Genomic DNA, 15,038 nt, shown 5'->3' on the forward strand with positions numbered 1-15,038 from the left:
ACATGACGAACGCTACGCTTACGCAACTCTTCACTCCGCACCCGACGCTCGCGCGAAGACCCTGCCGCCGGCGCACTCCGCCGGCGTCCGTCCCGCCCGAAAAATTCCACTAGCCGGAACCCGCCCGCGCATCCGCCTGCGGGCGACCCTGTTCTGGTTTCGCAAATTGAAGCATTAACCTTGATGCTTGGTTAATGCGCGGCTCCCTCTTGCCGGCAAACGTCAGATGACGACGTGCGAACCGAGCTCGACGACGCGGTTGGTCGGCAGGCGGAAATAGTCGGACGGGTCGGTCGCGACGTTCGCGAGCGCGATGAACAGCCGGTCCTGCCACATCGGCATGCCGGACTGCGCATCCGGCACCAGCTTGCGCCGGCCGAGATAGAAGGAGGTCGACATGATGTCGAACTTGTGCCCGGCCTTGCGCATCAGCCCGAGCGCCTGCGAGACGTTCTGCGTCTCCATGAAGCCGAAGCGCAGCTCGATGCGCGAGAAGCGCTCGGACAGCGGCTCGACGGTGAAGCGGTCGGCCGGCACGACGCGCGGCGTGCTGGTGGTGCGCACCGTCAGGATGACGTTGCGGTCGTGCAGCACGTGGTTGTGCTTGATGTTGTGCAGGAGGGCGGCGGGCGCGAAATCCGGATCGCTGGTCAGGAAGATCGCCGTGCCGGCGACGCGGACCGGCGCGTGGGCGGACGGCTTCTCGACGGATTTCACGAAGGCCTCCATCGGCACCTCGATGCGCCGGGTCTTCTCGCGCAGGATCCGCGTGCCGCGCGTCCAGGTCCACATCACGATGACGACGGCGGCGGCGATCAGCACCGGCACGTAGCCGCCGTCGTGGATCTTCAGGAGGTTGGCGGCAAGGAAGGTGAGCTCGAACAGCAGGAGCGGCGCGAGCACGGCACCGGCCACGAGCGGACGCCAGCGCCAGCGCATGCGCAGGAACTCGAAGGCGAGCAGCGTCGTGACGACCATAGCACCGGTCACGGAGACGCCGTAGGCGGTGGCGAGCGCCTCGGAGGAGCCGAAGACGAAGACCAGCAGCATGACGCCGAAGAGCAGCAGCGTGTTGACCGCCGGCAGGTAGATCTGCCCGGTATGGGTCTCCGACGTGTGGAAGATCTCCATGCGCGGCAGGTAGCCGAGGTGGATCGCCTGGCGCGCCAGCGAGAAGGCGCCGGTGATCACCGCCTGGCTGGCGATGATGGTGGCGGCGGTGGCGAGGATGACCACCGGCAGCAGCGCCCATTTCGGGAACATGAAGTAGAAGGGATTTTCGACCGCCTGCGGATGGCTCAGCACCAGCGCGCCCTGGCCGAGATAGTTGAGGGCGAGCGCGGGGAAGACGAGGCAGAACCAGGCCCACTGGATCGGCCGGCGGCCGAAGTGGCCGAGGTCGGCATAGAGTGCCTCTGCCCCCGTGACCGTCAGGAAGATGGCGCCCAGCACCACGAGCCCGAGCCAGCCCTCCCGGAACAGGAAGACGGCGGCGTGATAGGGATTGAAGGCGGCGAGCACGCCGGGATCGTCGCTGATATGCTGAAGGCCGACCGCGCCCATGACGAGGAACCAGAGCGCCGTGATCGGCCCGAAGAAGCGCGAGACGGCGGCCGTGCCCCAGGACTGGACGGCGAAGAGCGCGACGAGGATGACGACGGAGATCGGCACCACGTAGTCGGAGAGCCCCGGCGTGACGAGCTTCAGCCCCTCGACGGCGGAGAGAACCGAGAGCGCCGGCGTGATCATCGCGTCGCCGATGAAGAGCGCCGCGCCGACCGCGCCCATGAAGAAGAGGACCGCGGCGTGCCCGTTCGCCGTGCGCATCAGGAGCGCCAGCAGCGAGAGCGTGCCGCCCTCGCCGTGGTTGTCGGCCCGCAGCAGGAAGAGGACGTATTTCAGCGTCACGATCACCGTGAGCGTCCAGAGCATCAGCGAGACGAGGCCGATGATCTCCGCGCGCACGAGGCCGCCGGCGGCGACGGGCCTCAGCGCCTCGCGGAAGGCATAGAGGGGGCTCGTGCCGATGTCGCCGTAGACGACGCCGACGGAGCCGAGGGCGGCGAACGCCAGGCTGCGCACCCGGCCCTTCGAATGCGTTGGGAAACCAGCATCGTGGTTCATGGGGAAACAGGCCCTAGAGCCAGCCTTTCCGACGGAAGAAGAAAAAGGGGAGGATCGCCGATACGGCCATGGCGACCAGCGTGGCCGGATAGGCATAGGGAAGCTGCAGCTCCGGCATGTGGTCGAAGTTCATGCCGTAGATCGACGCGATCAGGGTCGGCGGCAGCAGCACCACCGAGGCGATGGAGAAGATCTTGATGATGGCGTTCTGCTCGAGGCTGATGAGGCCGAGCGAGGCGTCGAGCAGGAAGGTGATGTTGCCGGCCACGAAGTTCGCATGCTCGGACAGCGACTGCACGTCACGCGAGACGGTGCGGCACAGTTCCCGGCTTTCGCGGTCGGCATGCAGCGCCGGCAGGGAATGCAGGAAGGTCAGCACGCGCGACAGCGACATGAGGCTGTCGCGCACCTTCGCCACGAGGCGGTGCAGGCCCGAGACCTGGATCAGCCGGTCCTCCAGGTAGCGCGGCGGGCGGCGGGAGAGGTGCCGCTTGTCGCCGAACACCTCCACCGACAGCGTATCGGCCCGCGCCACGGCGATCTCCAGGATCTCCGCCGTCCGGTCGACCACGGTCTCCAGCAGGCGCGTGATCGTCACGGTCGGCGAGGAACAGCCGCCGGGGATGCGGTGCATCGCGCCCTTGAAGAGGGCGAAGGAGCGCGGCTCGGCATAGCGCACGGTGACGAGATGCCGGGCGGTGAGGATGAAGGCGACGTCGGTCAGCGCCGGCAGATCGCTTTCCGCGCGCACGATCAGCGAGGCGGTCATGTAGGCCGCGCTGCCGTCGGTGTAGAGCCGGCTGGAGGGCTCGATGTCCTTCAGTTCGTCGCGGGTGGGGATGTCGAGGGAAAGGGCGCGCTCGATCAGCGCCTCTTCGTCCCGGGCGGGATCGAGCACGTCGATCCAGACGGCATCGGCGAACGCCTCCGCGACGGGTTCGGCCACGTCCTGCAGGACGCGCCCCTCGCCATTCGAACGGTAAACCGTAATCACAGGCGAATGGCTCCGGACAGGACCATCGCTCACACTCCTGAGCTGCGCCGCGCTCGAAGGCGCGGCAGGCAGGGGATATTGCGCAGTGCAATATAAAAATCAAGGGTGCGGCGGGCGTGTCCCGGCGCTATTCGAAGACGATCGACGGCGCGCCGCGCGCGCCCTTGCCTTCCAGCGCCTGCAGCTCCTGCCAGACGCGGTCGGCGATCACGCGGTAGGCCTTGGCCGCCGCCCCGTCCGGGTTGGAGACGACGACCGGGGTTCCGGCGTCGGAGGTCTCACGGATGTCCATCGTCAGCGGCACCTCGCCGAGGAAGGGCACGCCGATGCGCTCGGCCTCGCGCCGCGCGCCGCCGTGGCCGAAGATGTCGTAGCGGTTGCCGGTGTCCGGGGCGATGAAATAGCTCATGTTCTCGACGATGCCGAGGACGGGCACCTCGACCTTGCTGAACATGTTCAGCCCCTTGCGGGCGTCGATCAGGGCGAGGTCCTGCGGCGTCGAGACGATGACGGCGCCGGCGAGCGGCACCTGCTGGGCCATGGTGAGCTGGGCGTCGCCGGTGCCGGGCGGCATGTCGACCACCAGCACGTCGAGCTCGCCCCAGGCGACCTCGCGCAGCATCTGCATCAGCGCCGACTGGATCATCGGCCCGCGCCAGATCATCGCCACGTCCTCGTCGACGAGGAAGCCCATGGACATGACCTTGATGCCGTAGTTCTCCATCGGCTTGATCATGCGGCCCTCGAGCTGCTGCGGCCGGCCGGAGATCTTCAGGAGCCGCGGCATGGAGGGGCCGTAGATGTCGGCGTCGAGGATGCCGACGCTCAGCCCGTTCGCCTTCAGCGCCAGGGCGAGGTTGACGGAGGTGGTCGACTTGCCGACGCCGCCCTTGCCGGAGGCGACCGCAATGATCGCGCGCACGCCGGGAATGCCGGACTTCGGGCGCGGCTGCGGCTGGCCGGGCGCGCCGTGCTGATGCCCTCGGCCGGGCGGCGGCGGGGCCGGCGCACGGGCGGCGGCGGGGCCGGAGGCCGCCTTCTTGTCGGCCGTCAGCGCCACCATGGCGGACTTGATGCCCGGGATCTCGCGCACCACCCGCTCGGCGGCGGCGCGCATCGGATCGAGATCGCGCGCCTGCTCGGCCGGCACCGTGATCGAGAAATAGGCCTTGCCGTCGGAGATGAAGACATCCGACACGAGGCCGAGATCGACGATGTTGCCCTTCATGCCGGGGCCGCGCACCGTCCTCAGCCGCTCCAGCACCTGTTCCTTGGTTACGTCCGTCATCAAACCCTCGCCTGCGATACCCGCGCCCCCCCGTGTAGATAGTGCACGCGCGGGCGCCCGCCAAACGATTTCACCCGCGAGGGGCGCTCGCGGTTGCGGCAGGTCGTCTCAGCCCGGCCTCAGGCGATCAGGCCGCGGCGGATCGCCTTCACCACCGCCTGGGTGCGGTTCACCGCCTCCAGCTTGCGCGTGACCTGGTTGAGATAGTGGTTGACCGTGTGCTCCGAGAGGCCGAGGATCTCGGCGATCTCCAGGCTGGTCTTGCCGGCCGCCGTCCAGCTCAGGCACTGGACCTCGCGCTCCGTCAGCACCACCTGCCCCGATTTCCAGGCCGCGCCGATCTCGGCGAGCCGGTTGAACAGGTGGATCGAGATCATCTGCAGCATCAGCCGGTCGTCGAGCGGCAGTTCCTGCTTCTCGCCGCTCCAGACGATGGCGCCGCGATTGCCGAGCGCGTCGTGGACGGGGAAGAAGTGGCCGACGCGGATGCCGTGCGCGTTGACGACGTCGGCGAAGTTGCCGAAATCCTCCTCGGCGGCGGCCTCGCCGATCCATTCGAGCATGTCGTAGGAAAAGGGCACGGTCGTCAGCCGGAGCTTGCGGATGCCGGCGCTGCGGCGGACCATGCGGTTCGCGTCGTAGCGGCTGAGGAACTCCTGCGGCCAGTTGCTGACGATCGAATAGGCCGACAGCTTCTCCGCCTCGAAGCCCGGCAGGGTGAAGGCGATGAAATACCTGAGGCCGAACTCCTCGCACTTGCGCCGCATGTAGCGCACGATGTCGAACTGGGTCTCGAGCGCCGCGATCTCGCTGCCCTCGTCGCGCATCCGGCTCTCGTAGCCCTGGGTTTCCTCCCCCATCATCATGCGCGGCCTTTCGGAATCCGGTCCCTGCGGAACGGGGTGGAGGGGATGCGTCTGCGTTCCGGCCATGGCCAAGGATCGTCTTCCATCAGTTCAGGAGCCCGGCGCGAATGGCCTTGGCGACGGCCTGGACGCGGTTGACGGCATCGAGCTTGCGCGTCGCACGGTTCAGGTAGTGATTGACCGTATATTCGGAGAGGCCGAGGATCTCCGACATTTCCAGGCTGGTCTTGCCGGCCGATGCCCAGGACAGGCACTCGACCTCGCGGCGCGAGAGCGCGGCGCCGGGATGGTGGTCGGCCGCAAGGTCGACGACGCGCGCGAAGACGGCATTGGCGACCGCGTTCAGCTCGGCCATCTCGCGCGGGCTCAGCGCCTCGCGCATGCCGCCGAAGGCGAGCGCGCCGCGAAGGCCCGCCGCGTTGTGCGCCGGGAAGTAGGCGCCGCGCGACAGGCCGTACTTGCCGAACAGGCTGACGGCGATCTCCGCCTTGCCGTCGGCGCGGCGGCGGTTCGTCGTCTCGGTATCATAGGCGAAGGGCGTGGTGCTGCGGCGCAGGCGGCCGATCACCGGGCTGCCGAAGAACAGGCCGGCATGGTCGTAGTTCCGCAGCATCTCCTCGGGCCAGGAGGTAAGCAGCACGTTCGAGGCAAAGTCGCTCGACGTCTCGGCGGGGACGTTGATGAGGATATAGCCGTTGAGGCCGTAGTGCTCCGCCAGGCGTTCCAGCGTGGCGGAAACGTCGTCCCGCGAATCCAGCGCCGGCAGGCTGTCGTCCCGCAGGCTGCCCTCCCACGGAAACCGGGACCGCACAGACGCCGTTTGAAGTCTATCCGCCATATTCGCCTCTCCCCTCGGCAACGGGCGAACGGGCGCCGGTTGTCCGGCGCCGCACCCGGCGTGCCTCGGGAACCCCCGTATCCCAATGCATCTTAATCGTATTGACCGCGCCTCAAGATCGCGGCATGCGAAGCAGTCCGAAAACCGCTTCCGGAAAAAGCTACTGGGGCGCCAAACCCGCGTCCAGCGCATTTTCCCAGTTTACCGTAAAACAGGGCGCAAGGACAACCGGGCCGTATGTGCACGTACCTCACGGCTCGACCTACCGTTGCGGCCCGAGGCGGAACACGAGTTCCCCCATGACGGCGGCGGCAGCGGCGCGCACATGCGGCGCCCATTCCGCAAGCCGCTCGGGGCCGACCCGGTAGGCCGGGCCCGTCACAGAGACGGCGGCCACAAGATCGCGGCCGCCATCATGGACGGGTGCGGCCACGCAGCGGATGCCGGGCTCGTGCTCCTCGCGGTCGAAGGCGACGCCTTCCCGGCGGATCTCCGCGAGCTCGGCCTCCAGCGCCGCCCGGTCGGCCAGCGTCTGCGGCGTGAAACGGCGGAACTCCAGCCCGGACAGGACCGCCTCCAGCGCCGGCGCGTCGAGCACGGAGAGCGCCGCCTTGCCGACGCCGGTGCAATAGACCGGCGAGGCGTTGCCGATCTGCGAGTTCATGCGCACGGCCTGCCGGCTCTCCACCTTGTCGAGATAGATGATCTCGCGCCCGCGCAGCACGCCGAGATGCACGGTCTCGCCGGTCTCGCGGTGCAGCGCCTCCAGGAAGGGGGCGGCGACCGCGCGCAGCTCGTTGCGCGCCCAGGCCGCCGAGGCGAGCTTCAGGAGGCGAAGGCCCGGCACGTAGGCGTGGTCGGGCCCGAGCTCGAGCAGGCCTTCGCGCAGAAGATGGGAAAGCTGGCGGTGCAGCGTGCCGCGCGGCTGGCCGCTTGCGGCCAGCACGTCGGTGAAGCGCATGGGCCGGTCGGAGAGCGCGACGGTCTCCAGCACGGCGACGGCCTTGCCGAGCGTGCCGGTGTCCTTCCCTTCGCCGCCCCGGCGCGATGCCATGCTTTGCCTCCCATGCCTCGACAGGCCACCGCATATGGATGCCAAGCCTCTCATCCGGCCTGCCGGCCACCTTGTCCCCGCAAGCGGGGCGAAGGGATATGCCGCTCCGGCTTCCCGTCCACCGTCTTCTCGCGGGCGAGAGGGCTAGAGCGGCGAGGCCGCAGATGCGACCGGCCCGCCTCCTTGACAGGCGGCAAGCCTAGCGGAATAATTCCGGATAATCAAACTCAATTCCATATAATGGAACTCTGGAGGATCGGCGATGGCGGCCCGGTATGCGGACCTTGCGGGAAGCGGCGTGCTTGTCAGCGGCGGCGGCTCCGGCATCGGCGCGGCGCTCGTCGAAGGTTTCGCGCGGCAGGGCGCACGCGTCGCCTTCATCGATATCGCCGTTAAGGAGAGCCGGGCGCTCGCCGCCTCCCTTTCCGGCACGGTCGAGCATGCGCCGCTTTTCCTGGAGGCGGACCTGCGCGACATCCCGGCGCTGCGCGCCGCCGTCGCCGAGGCCGCGGACGCGCTCGGCGGCCTGAAGGTGCTCGTCAACAATGCGGCGCGCGACGACCGCCACGATTTCGAGGCGATCGGGCCGGAGGACTGGGACGAAAGCCTGGCGGTCAACCTGCGCCACTACGCCTTCGCCGCACAGGCGGCGCTGCCGCACCTGCGCCGGGCGGCCGCCGGGACAAGCGGCGCCGCGATCGTCAACCTCTCCTCCATCGCCTACCTGCTCAACATGGGCGAGCTTCCGGCCTATGCCGCCGCCAAGGCCGGCATCGTCGGCCTCACCAAGTCGCTCGCCGGCCGGCTCGGGCCGGAGAACATCCGCGTCAACGCCATCCTGCCCGGCATGGTGCTGACGGAACGGCAGCGCCAGCTCTGGGTCGACGAGGCGGCGGCCGCCGCCGGCGTCGCGCGGCAATGCCTGAAGCGCTCGCTCGGCCCCGAGGACATCGTCGGCCCCTGTCTCTTCCTGGCGTCGGACGCTTCTGGCGCCGTCACCGCCCAGACCCTCATCGTCGACGGAGGCATGCTTTGACGACCGGACCCGCCTATGTCTCCATCGACTGGGGAACCTCCAGCTTCCGCCTCTGGCTGATCGGCCGCGACGGCGCCGTGCTCGCCGAGCGCCGCAGCGGCGAAGGCATGACCGTGGCCGCCCGCACCGGCTTCGCCGAGGTGCTGGAGAGCCACCTTGCCGCCGTCTCCGCGCCCGAGGGCCTGCCGGTGCTGATCTGCGGCATGGCCGGGGCGAAGCAGGGCTGGGTCGAGGCCGGCTATCTCGACACGCCCGCGGCCCTTGCGGCCATTCCCGCCGCCGCGGTGCGCGTGCCGGGCGTCGCCGCCGACATCCGCATCCTGCCCGGCCTCGCGCAGCGCGACCCGGCCGCCCCCGACGTAATGCGCGGCGAGGAGACGCAGCTTCTCGGCGCCGCCGCCGGGCTCGGCAGCGGCGACCGCCTCGTCTGCATGCCGGGCACGCACAGCAAATGGGTGCGGCTTTCCGGCGGCACGGTCGCGGGCTTCTCCACCTTCATGACCGGCGAGCTCTTCGAGGCGATCTCGGCGCACACGATCCTCAGCCATTCGATCGCCGGGGCGGGAACGGTCTCCGGCGAAAGCGCGGCGTTCCGCACGGCGGTCGCCGAAAGCGTCGCCGCGCCGGCGCTTGCGACCAACCGGCTGTTCTCGGTGCGCGCGGGCGGGCTGCTTGCGGGCCTGTCGCCGGACGACGCCAGGGCGCGGCTTTCCGGCACGCTGATCGGCGTCGAGATCGCCGGCGCGCTGTCGCTCGTCGCCGAAGGCACGCCGGTGGCGCTTGTCGTGTCCGGCGGGCTCGGCGCGCTCTACCGCGCGGCCCTCGCCGCCGCGGACATCGCTACCACCGTGATCGATGCAGACGCCGCCGTGCGCGCGGGCCTTGCCGCCGGCGCGAAAGCCCTCTGGTCCCTTTGAGAAAGCAAAGCCGATGAGCCGCATTCCCTTTCCCCCGATGACCCGCCCGCTGATCGCCATCCTGCGCGGCCTGAAGCCCGCCGAGGCGGACGGCGTCGTCGGCGCGCTGATCGAGACCGGCTTCACGGCGATCGAGATCCCGCTCAACTCGCCCGAGCCGTTCCGCTCGATCGAGGCCGCCGTGAAGCTGGCGCCCGAAGGTGTGCTGATCGGCGCCGGCACCGTGCTGACGGTCGCGGACGTCGACCGGCTCGCCGACGTCGGCGGCACGCTGATGGTAAGCCCGAACGTCGAGCCGGACGTCATCGCGCGCGCGGCGGAGAAGGGCATGGTGACGATGCCGGGCGTCTTCACGCCGACCGAGGCGCTCGCCGCCGCCCGCGCCGGGGCGACGGGGCTGAAGTTCTTCCCGGCGAGCGTGCTCGGCTCGGCCGGCATCCAGGCGATCCGCGCCGTGCTGCCGGCCGAGCTGGAGATCGCCGCCGTCGGCGGCGTGTCGGAGAGGAACTTCGCCGACTATGCGGCGATCGGCGTGCGCAGCTTCGGCCTCGGCTCCAGCCTCTACAAGCCCGGCATGGCGGCGGACGAGGTCCGCGCCCGCGCCGAGGCGACGATCGCCGCCTATGACGCCGCCTATGGAGTTTCCCGATGACCGAGACCCATCCCTTCGCCGGCCGCATCCTCTGCGACGTCGCCAGCGAGCTCGGCGAAGGCCCGACCTACGATCCGGCGACGGATACCGCCTTCTGGTTCGACATCAAGGGCCGCAAGCTGCACGCGCTCCGCCTCGCGGACATGGTAAAGACGGTGCAGGACCTGCCCTTCCTCGGCAGCGTGCTCGCCGTCATCGACGCGGAACGCCAGATCGTCGTCTCGGACAAGGGCCTGTTCGTCCGCACGGTCGCCGACGGGCGGCTCGCGCCCTTCGCCACGCTGGAGGACAAGCCGCAGAACCGCTCGAACGACGGCCGCATGCATCCCTGCGGCGCGCTCTGGGCGAGCACGATGGGCCGCAGCGCCGAGAAGAACGCCGGGGCGATCTACCATGTGGCGGGCGCGCGGGTGACGCGGCTCTTCTCCAGCCTGACGATCCCGAACGGCATCTGCTTCTCCCCCGACGGGGCCACCGGCTATTTCGCCGACACCGACGTCAACCACCTGATGCGGGTGGCGCTCGACCCGGCGACCGGCCTTCCCGTCGGCGAGCCGGAGGTCCTGAGCGACCAGACGGCCGCAAGCGGCGGCATCGACGGCGCGGTCTGCGATGCGGACGGGCTCATCTGGAACGCACGCTGGGGCGCGGGCGCCGTCGAGGTCTACCGGCCGGACGGCACGAAGATCGCGTCGCATGCCGTGCCCGCCGCGCAGGCGAGCTGCCCGGCCTTCATCGGCAGGGACGCCTCGCGCCTGCTCGTCACCTCCGCCTGGGAGGGCATGGACGCGGCCGCGCGGCAGGCCGATCCCCATGCGGGCAAGACCTTCGAGCTCGGCATCGCCGTGAAGGGCCGCTTCGAACCGCGTTTCGCACTCTGAGATTTTTTCGGCGGAACCAAAACCCGAGGTCGTCGTTCCTTGTGCATCAGCCGGTGCGGACGGACGGAAAGTTACCGAACGCCGCCGCGCCTTGATGCCAACGAAGACGAAAGGCAGGTTCGAAATGACCAACAAACTCTTCACTTCCGTTGCCGCTGGTGCACTCCTTCTGGGCGCGGCAATTGCTCCTGTCGCCTATGCGCAGGACACCAACCAGCCGGCCGCCGGCCAAACCATGGAAGATCCGGCCGTGAACCCGGACACCATGGGCACCACGCCCGACGACACGGCACAGACCCCGGCAACCCCGTCGGAGGATACGGCACAGACCCCGGCGACGCCTTCGGAAGACACTGCCCAGACCCCGGCGACGCCTTCTGAGGACACCGCCCAGACCCCGGCGACGCCCTCCGAAGACACTGCCCAGGCTCCGGCCGCGGGTGAGACCTATCTGACCGCCCAGGGCGACGACCAGATCAGCGCCAACACCTATATCGGCCAGACCGTCTACAACAGCGCCGACGAGAGCATCGGCAAGATCAGCGACCTGATCATCCAGGAAGACGGCGGCATCGCCGCAGCCGTGGTCGGCGTCGGTGGTTTCCTCGGCATCGGCGAGAAATGGGTCGCCGTACCGTTCGACACCATCTCGATCACCCAGGTTCCGGACTCCGACGACGTCAAGCTGACGACGACGGAAACCGCCGAAAGCCTGCAGGCGGCGCCGGAATTCAAGACGAAGTCGCAGCAGGTCGCCGAGCGCAACGCGCAGACGCAGGTGGACACCTCCACCACGTCCTCGACGACGCCCGGCACGCTGCCGACCGAGCCGGCCGAATAAGCGGGTTCCGGCAACCCTCATCCGACCCGGTGGCGCAACCCGCGCCGCCGGGTTTTCCGTGTCAGTACCAGGCGTCGTCCACCGCCGCCTTCTTGCGGGCGACGAAGTCGCGGAGCGCCTCGTCGACAGCCTCGTCGAGCGGCGGGGCCTGGTATTCGGCGAGCACCTTCTTCCACTGGCGGTTGGCGCGGGCGGCGATGTCGGTCGAGCCGCCCTCCCCGCTCCATTTCTCGAAGGGCTCGTTGTCCGACAGCGCCGAATCCCAGAAGGCCGTCTGGTAGTTGCGCATCGTGTGCGCCGAGCCGAGGAAATGGCTGCCCGGCCCGACCTCCTCGAAGGCGTCGAAAGCGAGCGAATTGTCGTCGACCGTCACGCCGGCGAGATAGGAATGGAGCGCGCCGCAGAGATCGGCGTCCATCACGAACTTCTCGTAGGACATCGAGAGCAGCCCGTCGAGGAAGCCGGCGGAATGCAGGATGAAGTTCGCGCCGCAGTGGACGGCCGACAGCATGGACATCAGCCCCTCCTGCATCGCCTGCCCGTCCGGCAGCTTGGAATTGGAGAAATTGCCGGCACAGCGCAGCGGCAGCTTCAGCCGGCGGGCGAGCTGGCCGATCACCATCGAGCCGATGGCCGGTTCCGGCGTGCCGAAGGTGGGCGAGCCAGAGCGCAGTGACATGGAGGAGAGGAAGTTGCCGAAGATCACCGGCGCTCCCTTCCGCTCGAGCTGGGTCAGCGCACAGCCGGCGAGCGTCTCGGCATAGGACTGGGCGATGGCGCCGGCATTCGTCACCGGCCCCATCGCACCGCCGAGGATGAAGGGCACGATGACGGCGGCCTGGTTCGCACGCGCATAGGCGCGCAGCGAATTCGTCATCGTGCCGTCCCAGACGAGCGGCGAGTTGACGTTGACGTTGCCGAGGATGACGCAGTTCCGGTCGACGAAATCGGCGCCGAACAGGATGCGCGCCATCTCGATCGAATCCTCCGCCCGCTCCTCGGCCGTGACCGAGCCCATGAAGGGATGGTCGGAATAGCGGATGTGGCTGTAGACCATGTCGAGGTGGCGCTTGTTGACGGGAACGTCCACCGGCTCGCAGATCGTGCCGCCGGAATGGTGCAGCCAGGGGCTCGACTGGGCGAGCTTGATGAGGTTGCGGAAGTCCTCCAGCGTGCCGTAGCGCCGGCCCTTGTCCAGGTCCATGACGAAAGGCGAGCCGTAGGCGGGCGCGAAGACGACGTTCCGGCCGCCGATCTGCACGTTGTTTTCCGGATTGCGGGCGTATTGCGTGAATTCCGCCGGCGCGGAGGACACGATCTCGCGCAGCATGCCGGGCTCGAAGCGCACGAGCAGCCCGTCCACCTTCGCGCCCGCGCGCTTCCAGTGGTCGAGCGCGACCGGGTCGTCGCGGAACTCGATACCGATCTCGGCGAGGATGCGGTCGGCCGTATGCTCGATCCGGAGGAGGTTTTCCTCGGACAGGATGTCGTAGGTCGGGATGTTGCGCACGATATAGGGCGCGCCGTGCGCCTGCGCCGCCTCCTCCCGCCGTGCGCTTCGTGCGCCGCGCCCGCGTCTTTCCGCCCGTTCCGTCATGTTCGCCTCCCCTTTTGCCGCGAAGGCTAGACGGGAAAGGGCGCCGTGTAACCGGGCAAAATACTGGTGCGACGCATAAGATGGGATTATGCGAGCGATCAGCCGCGCAGGACCGGCGTCACCGTCTTGTGGAAGAAGCGGAAATAGGAGGCGACCTGGGCCGCCGCGCGCGTGGTCATCTTGTAGCGCAGGCCGACCCTGCCGTTCGCGTACCAGCAGACGATGCCGTCGATCGGCCCGAGCTCGTCGGTCAGGACCTCCACCTGCTGGCCGGGCGTCATGTGCAGCGACCGCTCGAGGTCGATCGCCATGCCCTGCTGCGACAGGTCGACGATGCGTCCCCGGCTCGACTGCTGCATGACCTTGACCGTGCCATATATGCGCACCTTCGAGCGGGCCGAGCCCCGTTCCTTGCGCATGATGCCGCTCTTCAGCATGTCTTTCCTCCCGGACAGTGTGCCACGATGGGAAAAGCGTACCCCATGCGGCTTGACCGCCCGCTAAGGCAAAAGCTCGGATTTTAGGGAAATGCCGTCTGCGACGGCGCTCAGGCGTTGACGGCGCGGCCCTCGACGCTGACATAGCGGTCGGAGAGGAACCGCATCGTCGTCCCCGCGTCGGTCGGCTTGCCGTAGAAATAGCCCTGGCCCATGCCGCAGCCGAGCGCCTTCAGCTTCAGCGCCTCGGAAAAGTCCTCGATGCCTTCCGCCACCACTTCCAGGTCGAGGCCCTCGCACATGGCGACGATCGCCTTGATGATGTGCTCGGAGGCCTTGTCGTTGGCGATGCGCGAGACGAAGGCGCGGTCTATCTTGACCTTGTCGAAGGTGAAGTCGCGCAGCCGGCCGAGGCTCGACTGGCCGGTGCCGAAATCGTCGAGCGAGACGCGCACGCCCGCCCCGCGAAGCTCCGCGACGATCTTCTGCGCCGTGTCGGCATCCGTCATCACGGCCGTCTCCGTGATCTCCAGCTCCAGCCGGCGCGGGTCGAAGCCGGTGCGGTTGAGGATCGCCAGCGTGTTGAAGGCGGTCTTCGGATCCATGAGCTGGGCGGAGGAGAGGTTGAAGGACAGGAACAGCTCCTTCGGCCAGGAAAGGGCCGCCTCCGCCGCCTTGCGCAGCAGCGTGTCGGACAGCGTGTCGATGAAGCCGCGCTCCTCGGCGAGCGGCACGAAGACGGCCGGCGAGACGTAGCCGAGATCGGCGTCGCACCAGCGTGCGAGCGCCTCGAAGCCGACGACGGCATCGTCGCGCAGCCGGACGATCGGCTGGAAATGGACGTCCACCTCGTTGGCGATGATCGCGTTCCTCAGCGCCTGCTCGAGATGGGTCGCGCGCTTCATCTCCTGCGCGATCTCCTGCGAATAGACGGTGATCTGGCCGCGGCCGCGACGTTTCGAGCGATAGAGCGCGGTGTCGGCGCTCTTCAGGAGGTCGGTGAAGTCCTCGCCGGCGAAGGGATAGATGGCGAAGCCGAAGGAGGCGGAGAGCCGGACGTTGCGGTCGCCGAGATCGAAGGGGGCCGACAGCACCTCGCGCAGCATCTGGCCGATCTTCTCCGCGCCCTTGCGCTCGAAGACGAGCGGCAGAACGAAGGCGAACTCGTCGCCGCCGTGGCGGGTGACGGTGGCGCCGTCCGGGATGCAGGCCCTGAGGCGGTGGGCGACCTGGCAGAGGATCTCGTCGCCGGCGCGCGGGCCGAACAGGTCGTTGATCGGCTTGAAGCCGTCGAGATTGGCGATGCCGATGGCGAAGGGGGCCGGGTCCTCGGCGCGCTCGGCGGCGATCTGGCGCACCTTGTCGCGCAGGCGGTAGGTGTTGCCGAGCCCGGTCAGCGGGTCCGTGTAGGCCATGGCATGAAGGTCAGTCTGGGAAACTTCCAGCGCCGCATGATCAGCAGACTTCATCAACGATTTCCCGCACTTGCACTCACGCTCCGTTGGCTGCTCCA

General features: G+C 68.6%; 14 protein-coding genes. 5 read left to right on the forward strand and 9 right to left on the reverse strand.

What is annotated here, in order from left to right:
- Window positions 1–222: 222 nt before the first annotated feature.
- From NNZ72_RS21195 to NNZ72_RS21220, 6 genes are all read right to left on the reverse strand, one after another.
- On the reverse strand, window positions 223–2,082 hold the full coding sequence (locus NNZ72_RS21195) for a potassium transporter Kup (RefSeq protein ID WP_257317608.1): 1,860 nt from the start codon (window positions 2,080–2,082) through the stop codon (window positions 223–225).
- Between the two features lie 55 nt (window positions 2,083–2,137).
- Complete coding sequence (locus tag NNZ72_RS21200) at window positions 2,138–3,118, reverse strand: magnesium transporter CorA family protein (protein ID WP_371747802.1); 981 nt, start codon at window positions 3,116–3,118, stop codon at window positions 2,138–2,140.
- Window positions 3,119–3,245: 127 nt separating this feature from the next.
- On the reverse strand, window positions 3,246–4,406 hold the full coding sequence (gene apbC, locus NNZ72_RS21205) for an iron-sulfur cluster carrier protein ApbC (RefSeq protein WP_257317610.1): 1,161 nt from the start codon (window positions 4,404–4,406) through the stop codon (window positions 3,246–3,248).
- 119 nt (window positions 4,407–4,525) lie between these two features.
- Complete coding sequence (locus NNZ72_RS21210; RefSeq protein WP_257317611.1) at window positions 4,526–5,272, reverse strand: LuxR family transcriptional regulator; 747 nt, start codon at window positions 5,270–5,272, stop codon at window positions 4,526–4,528.
- A gap of 85 nt (window positions 5,273–5,357) precedes the next feature.
- Window positions 5,358–6,110 (reverse strand): helix-turn-helix transcriptional regulator, encoded by a 753-nt coding sequence (locus tag NNZ72_RS21215; protein WP_257317612.1) that lies wholly within the window; start codon window positions 6,108–6,110, stop codon window positions 5,358–5,360.
- Window positions 6,111–6,372: 262 nt separating this feature from the next.
- On the reverse strand, window positions 6,373–7,164 hold the full coding sequence (locus NNZ72_RS21220) for an IclR family transcriptional regulator (protein ID WP_257317613.1): 792 nt from the start codon (window positions 7,162–7,164) through the stop codon (window positions 6,373–6,375).
- Between the two features lie 262 nt (window positions 7,165–7,426).
- On the opposite strand from NNZ72_RS21220, the gene NNZ72_RS21225 reads away from it, so the two are divergent.
- The 5 genes from NNZ72_RS21225 to NNZ72_RS21245 all read left to right on the forward strand — a co-directional run bounded on the left by NNZ72_RS21225 (window position 7,427) and on the right by NNZ72_RS21245 (window position 11,491).
- Window positions 7,427–8,200, forward strand: coding sequence for an SDR family NAD(P)-dependent oxidoreductase (locus NNZ72_RS21225; protein WP_257317614.1), 774 nt, complete (start codon window positions 7,427–7,429; stop codon window positions 8,198–8,200).
- Window positions 8,197–9,117 (forward strand): 2-dehydro-3-deoxygalactonokinase, encoded by a 921-nt coding sequence (locus tag NNZ72_RS21230; protein WP_257317616.1) that lies wholly within the window; start codon window positions 8,197–8,199, stop codon window positions 9,115–9,117. Before NNZ72_RS21225 ends, NNZ72_RS21230 begins: the two co-directional genes overlap by 4 nt.
- Before the next feature lie 13 nt (window positions 9,118–9,130).
- Entirely contained in the window at window positions 9,131–9,769 is a 639-nt protein-coding gene (locus NNZ72_RS21235; protein WP_257317617.1) for a 2-dehydro-3-deoxy-6-phosphogalactonate aldolase, read from the forward strand.
- Window positions 9,766–10,650: an SMP-30/gluconolactonase/LRE family protein gene (locus tag NNZ72_RS21240; RefSeq protein ID WP_257317618.1), complete on the forward strand. Its 885-nt coding sequence runs from the start codon at window positions 9,766–9,768 to the stop codon at window positions 10,648–10,650. Before NNZ72_RS21235 ends, NNZ72_RS21240 begins: the two co-directional genes overlap by 4 nt.
- Window positions 10,651–10,774: 124 nt before the next feature.
- Complete coding sequence (locus NNZ72_RS21245; RefSeq protein WP_257317619.1) at window positions 10,775–11,491, forward strand: PRC-barrel domain-containing protein; 717 nt, start codon at window positions 10,775–10,777, stop codon at window positions 11,489–11,491.
- Window positions 11,492–11,552: 61 nt separating this feature from the next.
- Here NNZ72_RS21245 and NNZ72_RS21250 read toward each other — a convergent pair whose 3' ends face one another.
- The 3 genes from NNZ72_RS21250 to NNZ72_RS21260 form a co-directional block, all read right to left on the reverse strand.
- Window positions 11,553–13,088, reverse strand: a complete 1,536-nt coding sequence (locus NNZ72_RS21250; RefSeq protein WP_257317621.1) for a trimethylamine methyltransferase family protein — start codon at window positions 13,086–13,088, stop codon at window positions 11,553–11,555.
- Window positions 13,089–13,186: 98 nt separating this feature from the next.
- Window positions 13,187–13,525, reverse strand: a complete 339-nt coding sequence (locus NNZ72_RS21255) for a PilZ domain-containing protein (RefSeq protein WP_257317623.1) — start codon at window positions 13,523–13,525, stop codon at window positions 13,187–13,189.
- A gap of 110 nt (window positions 13,526–13,635) precedes the next feature.
- The gene (locus tag NNZ72_RS21260) at window positions 13,636–14,994 is read right to left on the reverse strand and encodes a putative bifunctional diguanylate cyclase/phosphodiesterase (protein ID WP_257317624.1); all 1,359 of its coding nucleotides are present in this window, start codon (window positions 14,992–14,994) and stop codon (window positions 13,636–13,638) included.
- Window positions 14,995–15,038 lie beyond the last annotated feature (44 nt).

The organism is Shinella pollutisoli, assembly GCF_024609765.1.
GTDB classification, from domain to species: Bacteria; Pseudomonadota; Alphaproteobacteria; order Rhizobiales; family Rhizobiaceae; genus Shinella; species Shinella pollutisoli.

What these genes read in the sequence shown, in the direction of transcription:
- apbC (WP_257317610.1), bottom strand. Translation starts at nt 4,406, where the DNA reads ATGACGGACGTAACCAAGGAACAGGTGCTGGAGCGGCTGAGGACGGTG.
- NNZ72_RS21210 (WP_257317611.1), bottom strand. Translation starts at nt 5,272, where the DNA reads ATGATGATGGGGGAGGAAACCCAGGGCTACGAGAGCCGGATGCGCGAC.
- NNZ72_RS21215 (WP_257317612.1), bottom strand. Translation starts at nt 6,110, where the DNA reads ATGGCGGATAGACTTCAAACGGCGTCTGTGCGGTCCCGGTTTCCGTGG.
- NNZ72_RS21220 (WP_257317613.1), bottom strand. Translation starts at nt 7,164, where the DNA reads ATGGCATCGCGCCGGGGCGGCGAAGGGAAGGACACCGGCACGCTCGGC.
- NNZ72_RS21225 (WP_257317614.1), top strand. Translation starts at nt 7,427, where the DNA reads ATGGCGGCCCGGTATGCGGACCTTGCGGGAAGCGGCGTGCTTGTCAGC.
- NNZ72_RS21235 (WP_257317617.1), top strand. Translation starts at nt 9,131, where the DNA reads ATGAGCCGCATTCCCTTTCCCCCGATGACCCGCCCGCTGATCGCCATC.
- NNZ72_RS21240 (WP_257317618.1), top strand. Translation starts at nt 9,766, where the DNA reads ATGACCGAGACCCATCCCTTCGCCGGCCGCATCCTCTGCGACGTCGCC.
- NNZ72_RS21245 (WP_257317619.1), top strand. Translation starts at nt 10,775, where the DNA reads ATGACCAACAAACTCTTCACTTCCGTTGCCGCTGGTGCACTCCTTCTG.
- NNZ72_RS21250 (WP_257317621.1), bottom strand. Translation starts at nt 13,088, where the DNA reads ATGACGGAACGGGCGGAAAGACGCGGGCGCGGCGCACGAAGCGCACGG.
- NNZ72_RS21255 (WP_257317623.1), bottom strand. Translation starts at nt 13,525, where the DNA reads ATGCTGAAGAGCGGCATCATGCGCAAGGAACGGGGCTCGGCCCGCTCG.
- NNZ72_RS21260 (WP_257317624.1), bottom strand. Translation starts at nt 14,994, where the DNA reads ATGAAGTCTGCTGATCATGCGGCGCTGGAAGTTTCCCAGACTGACCTT.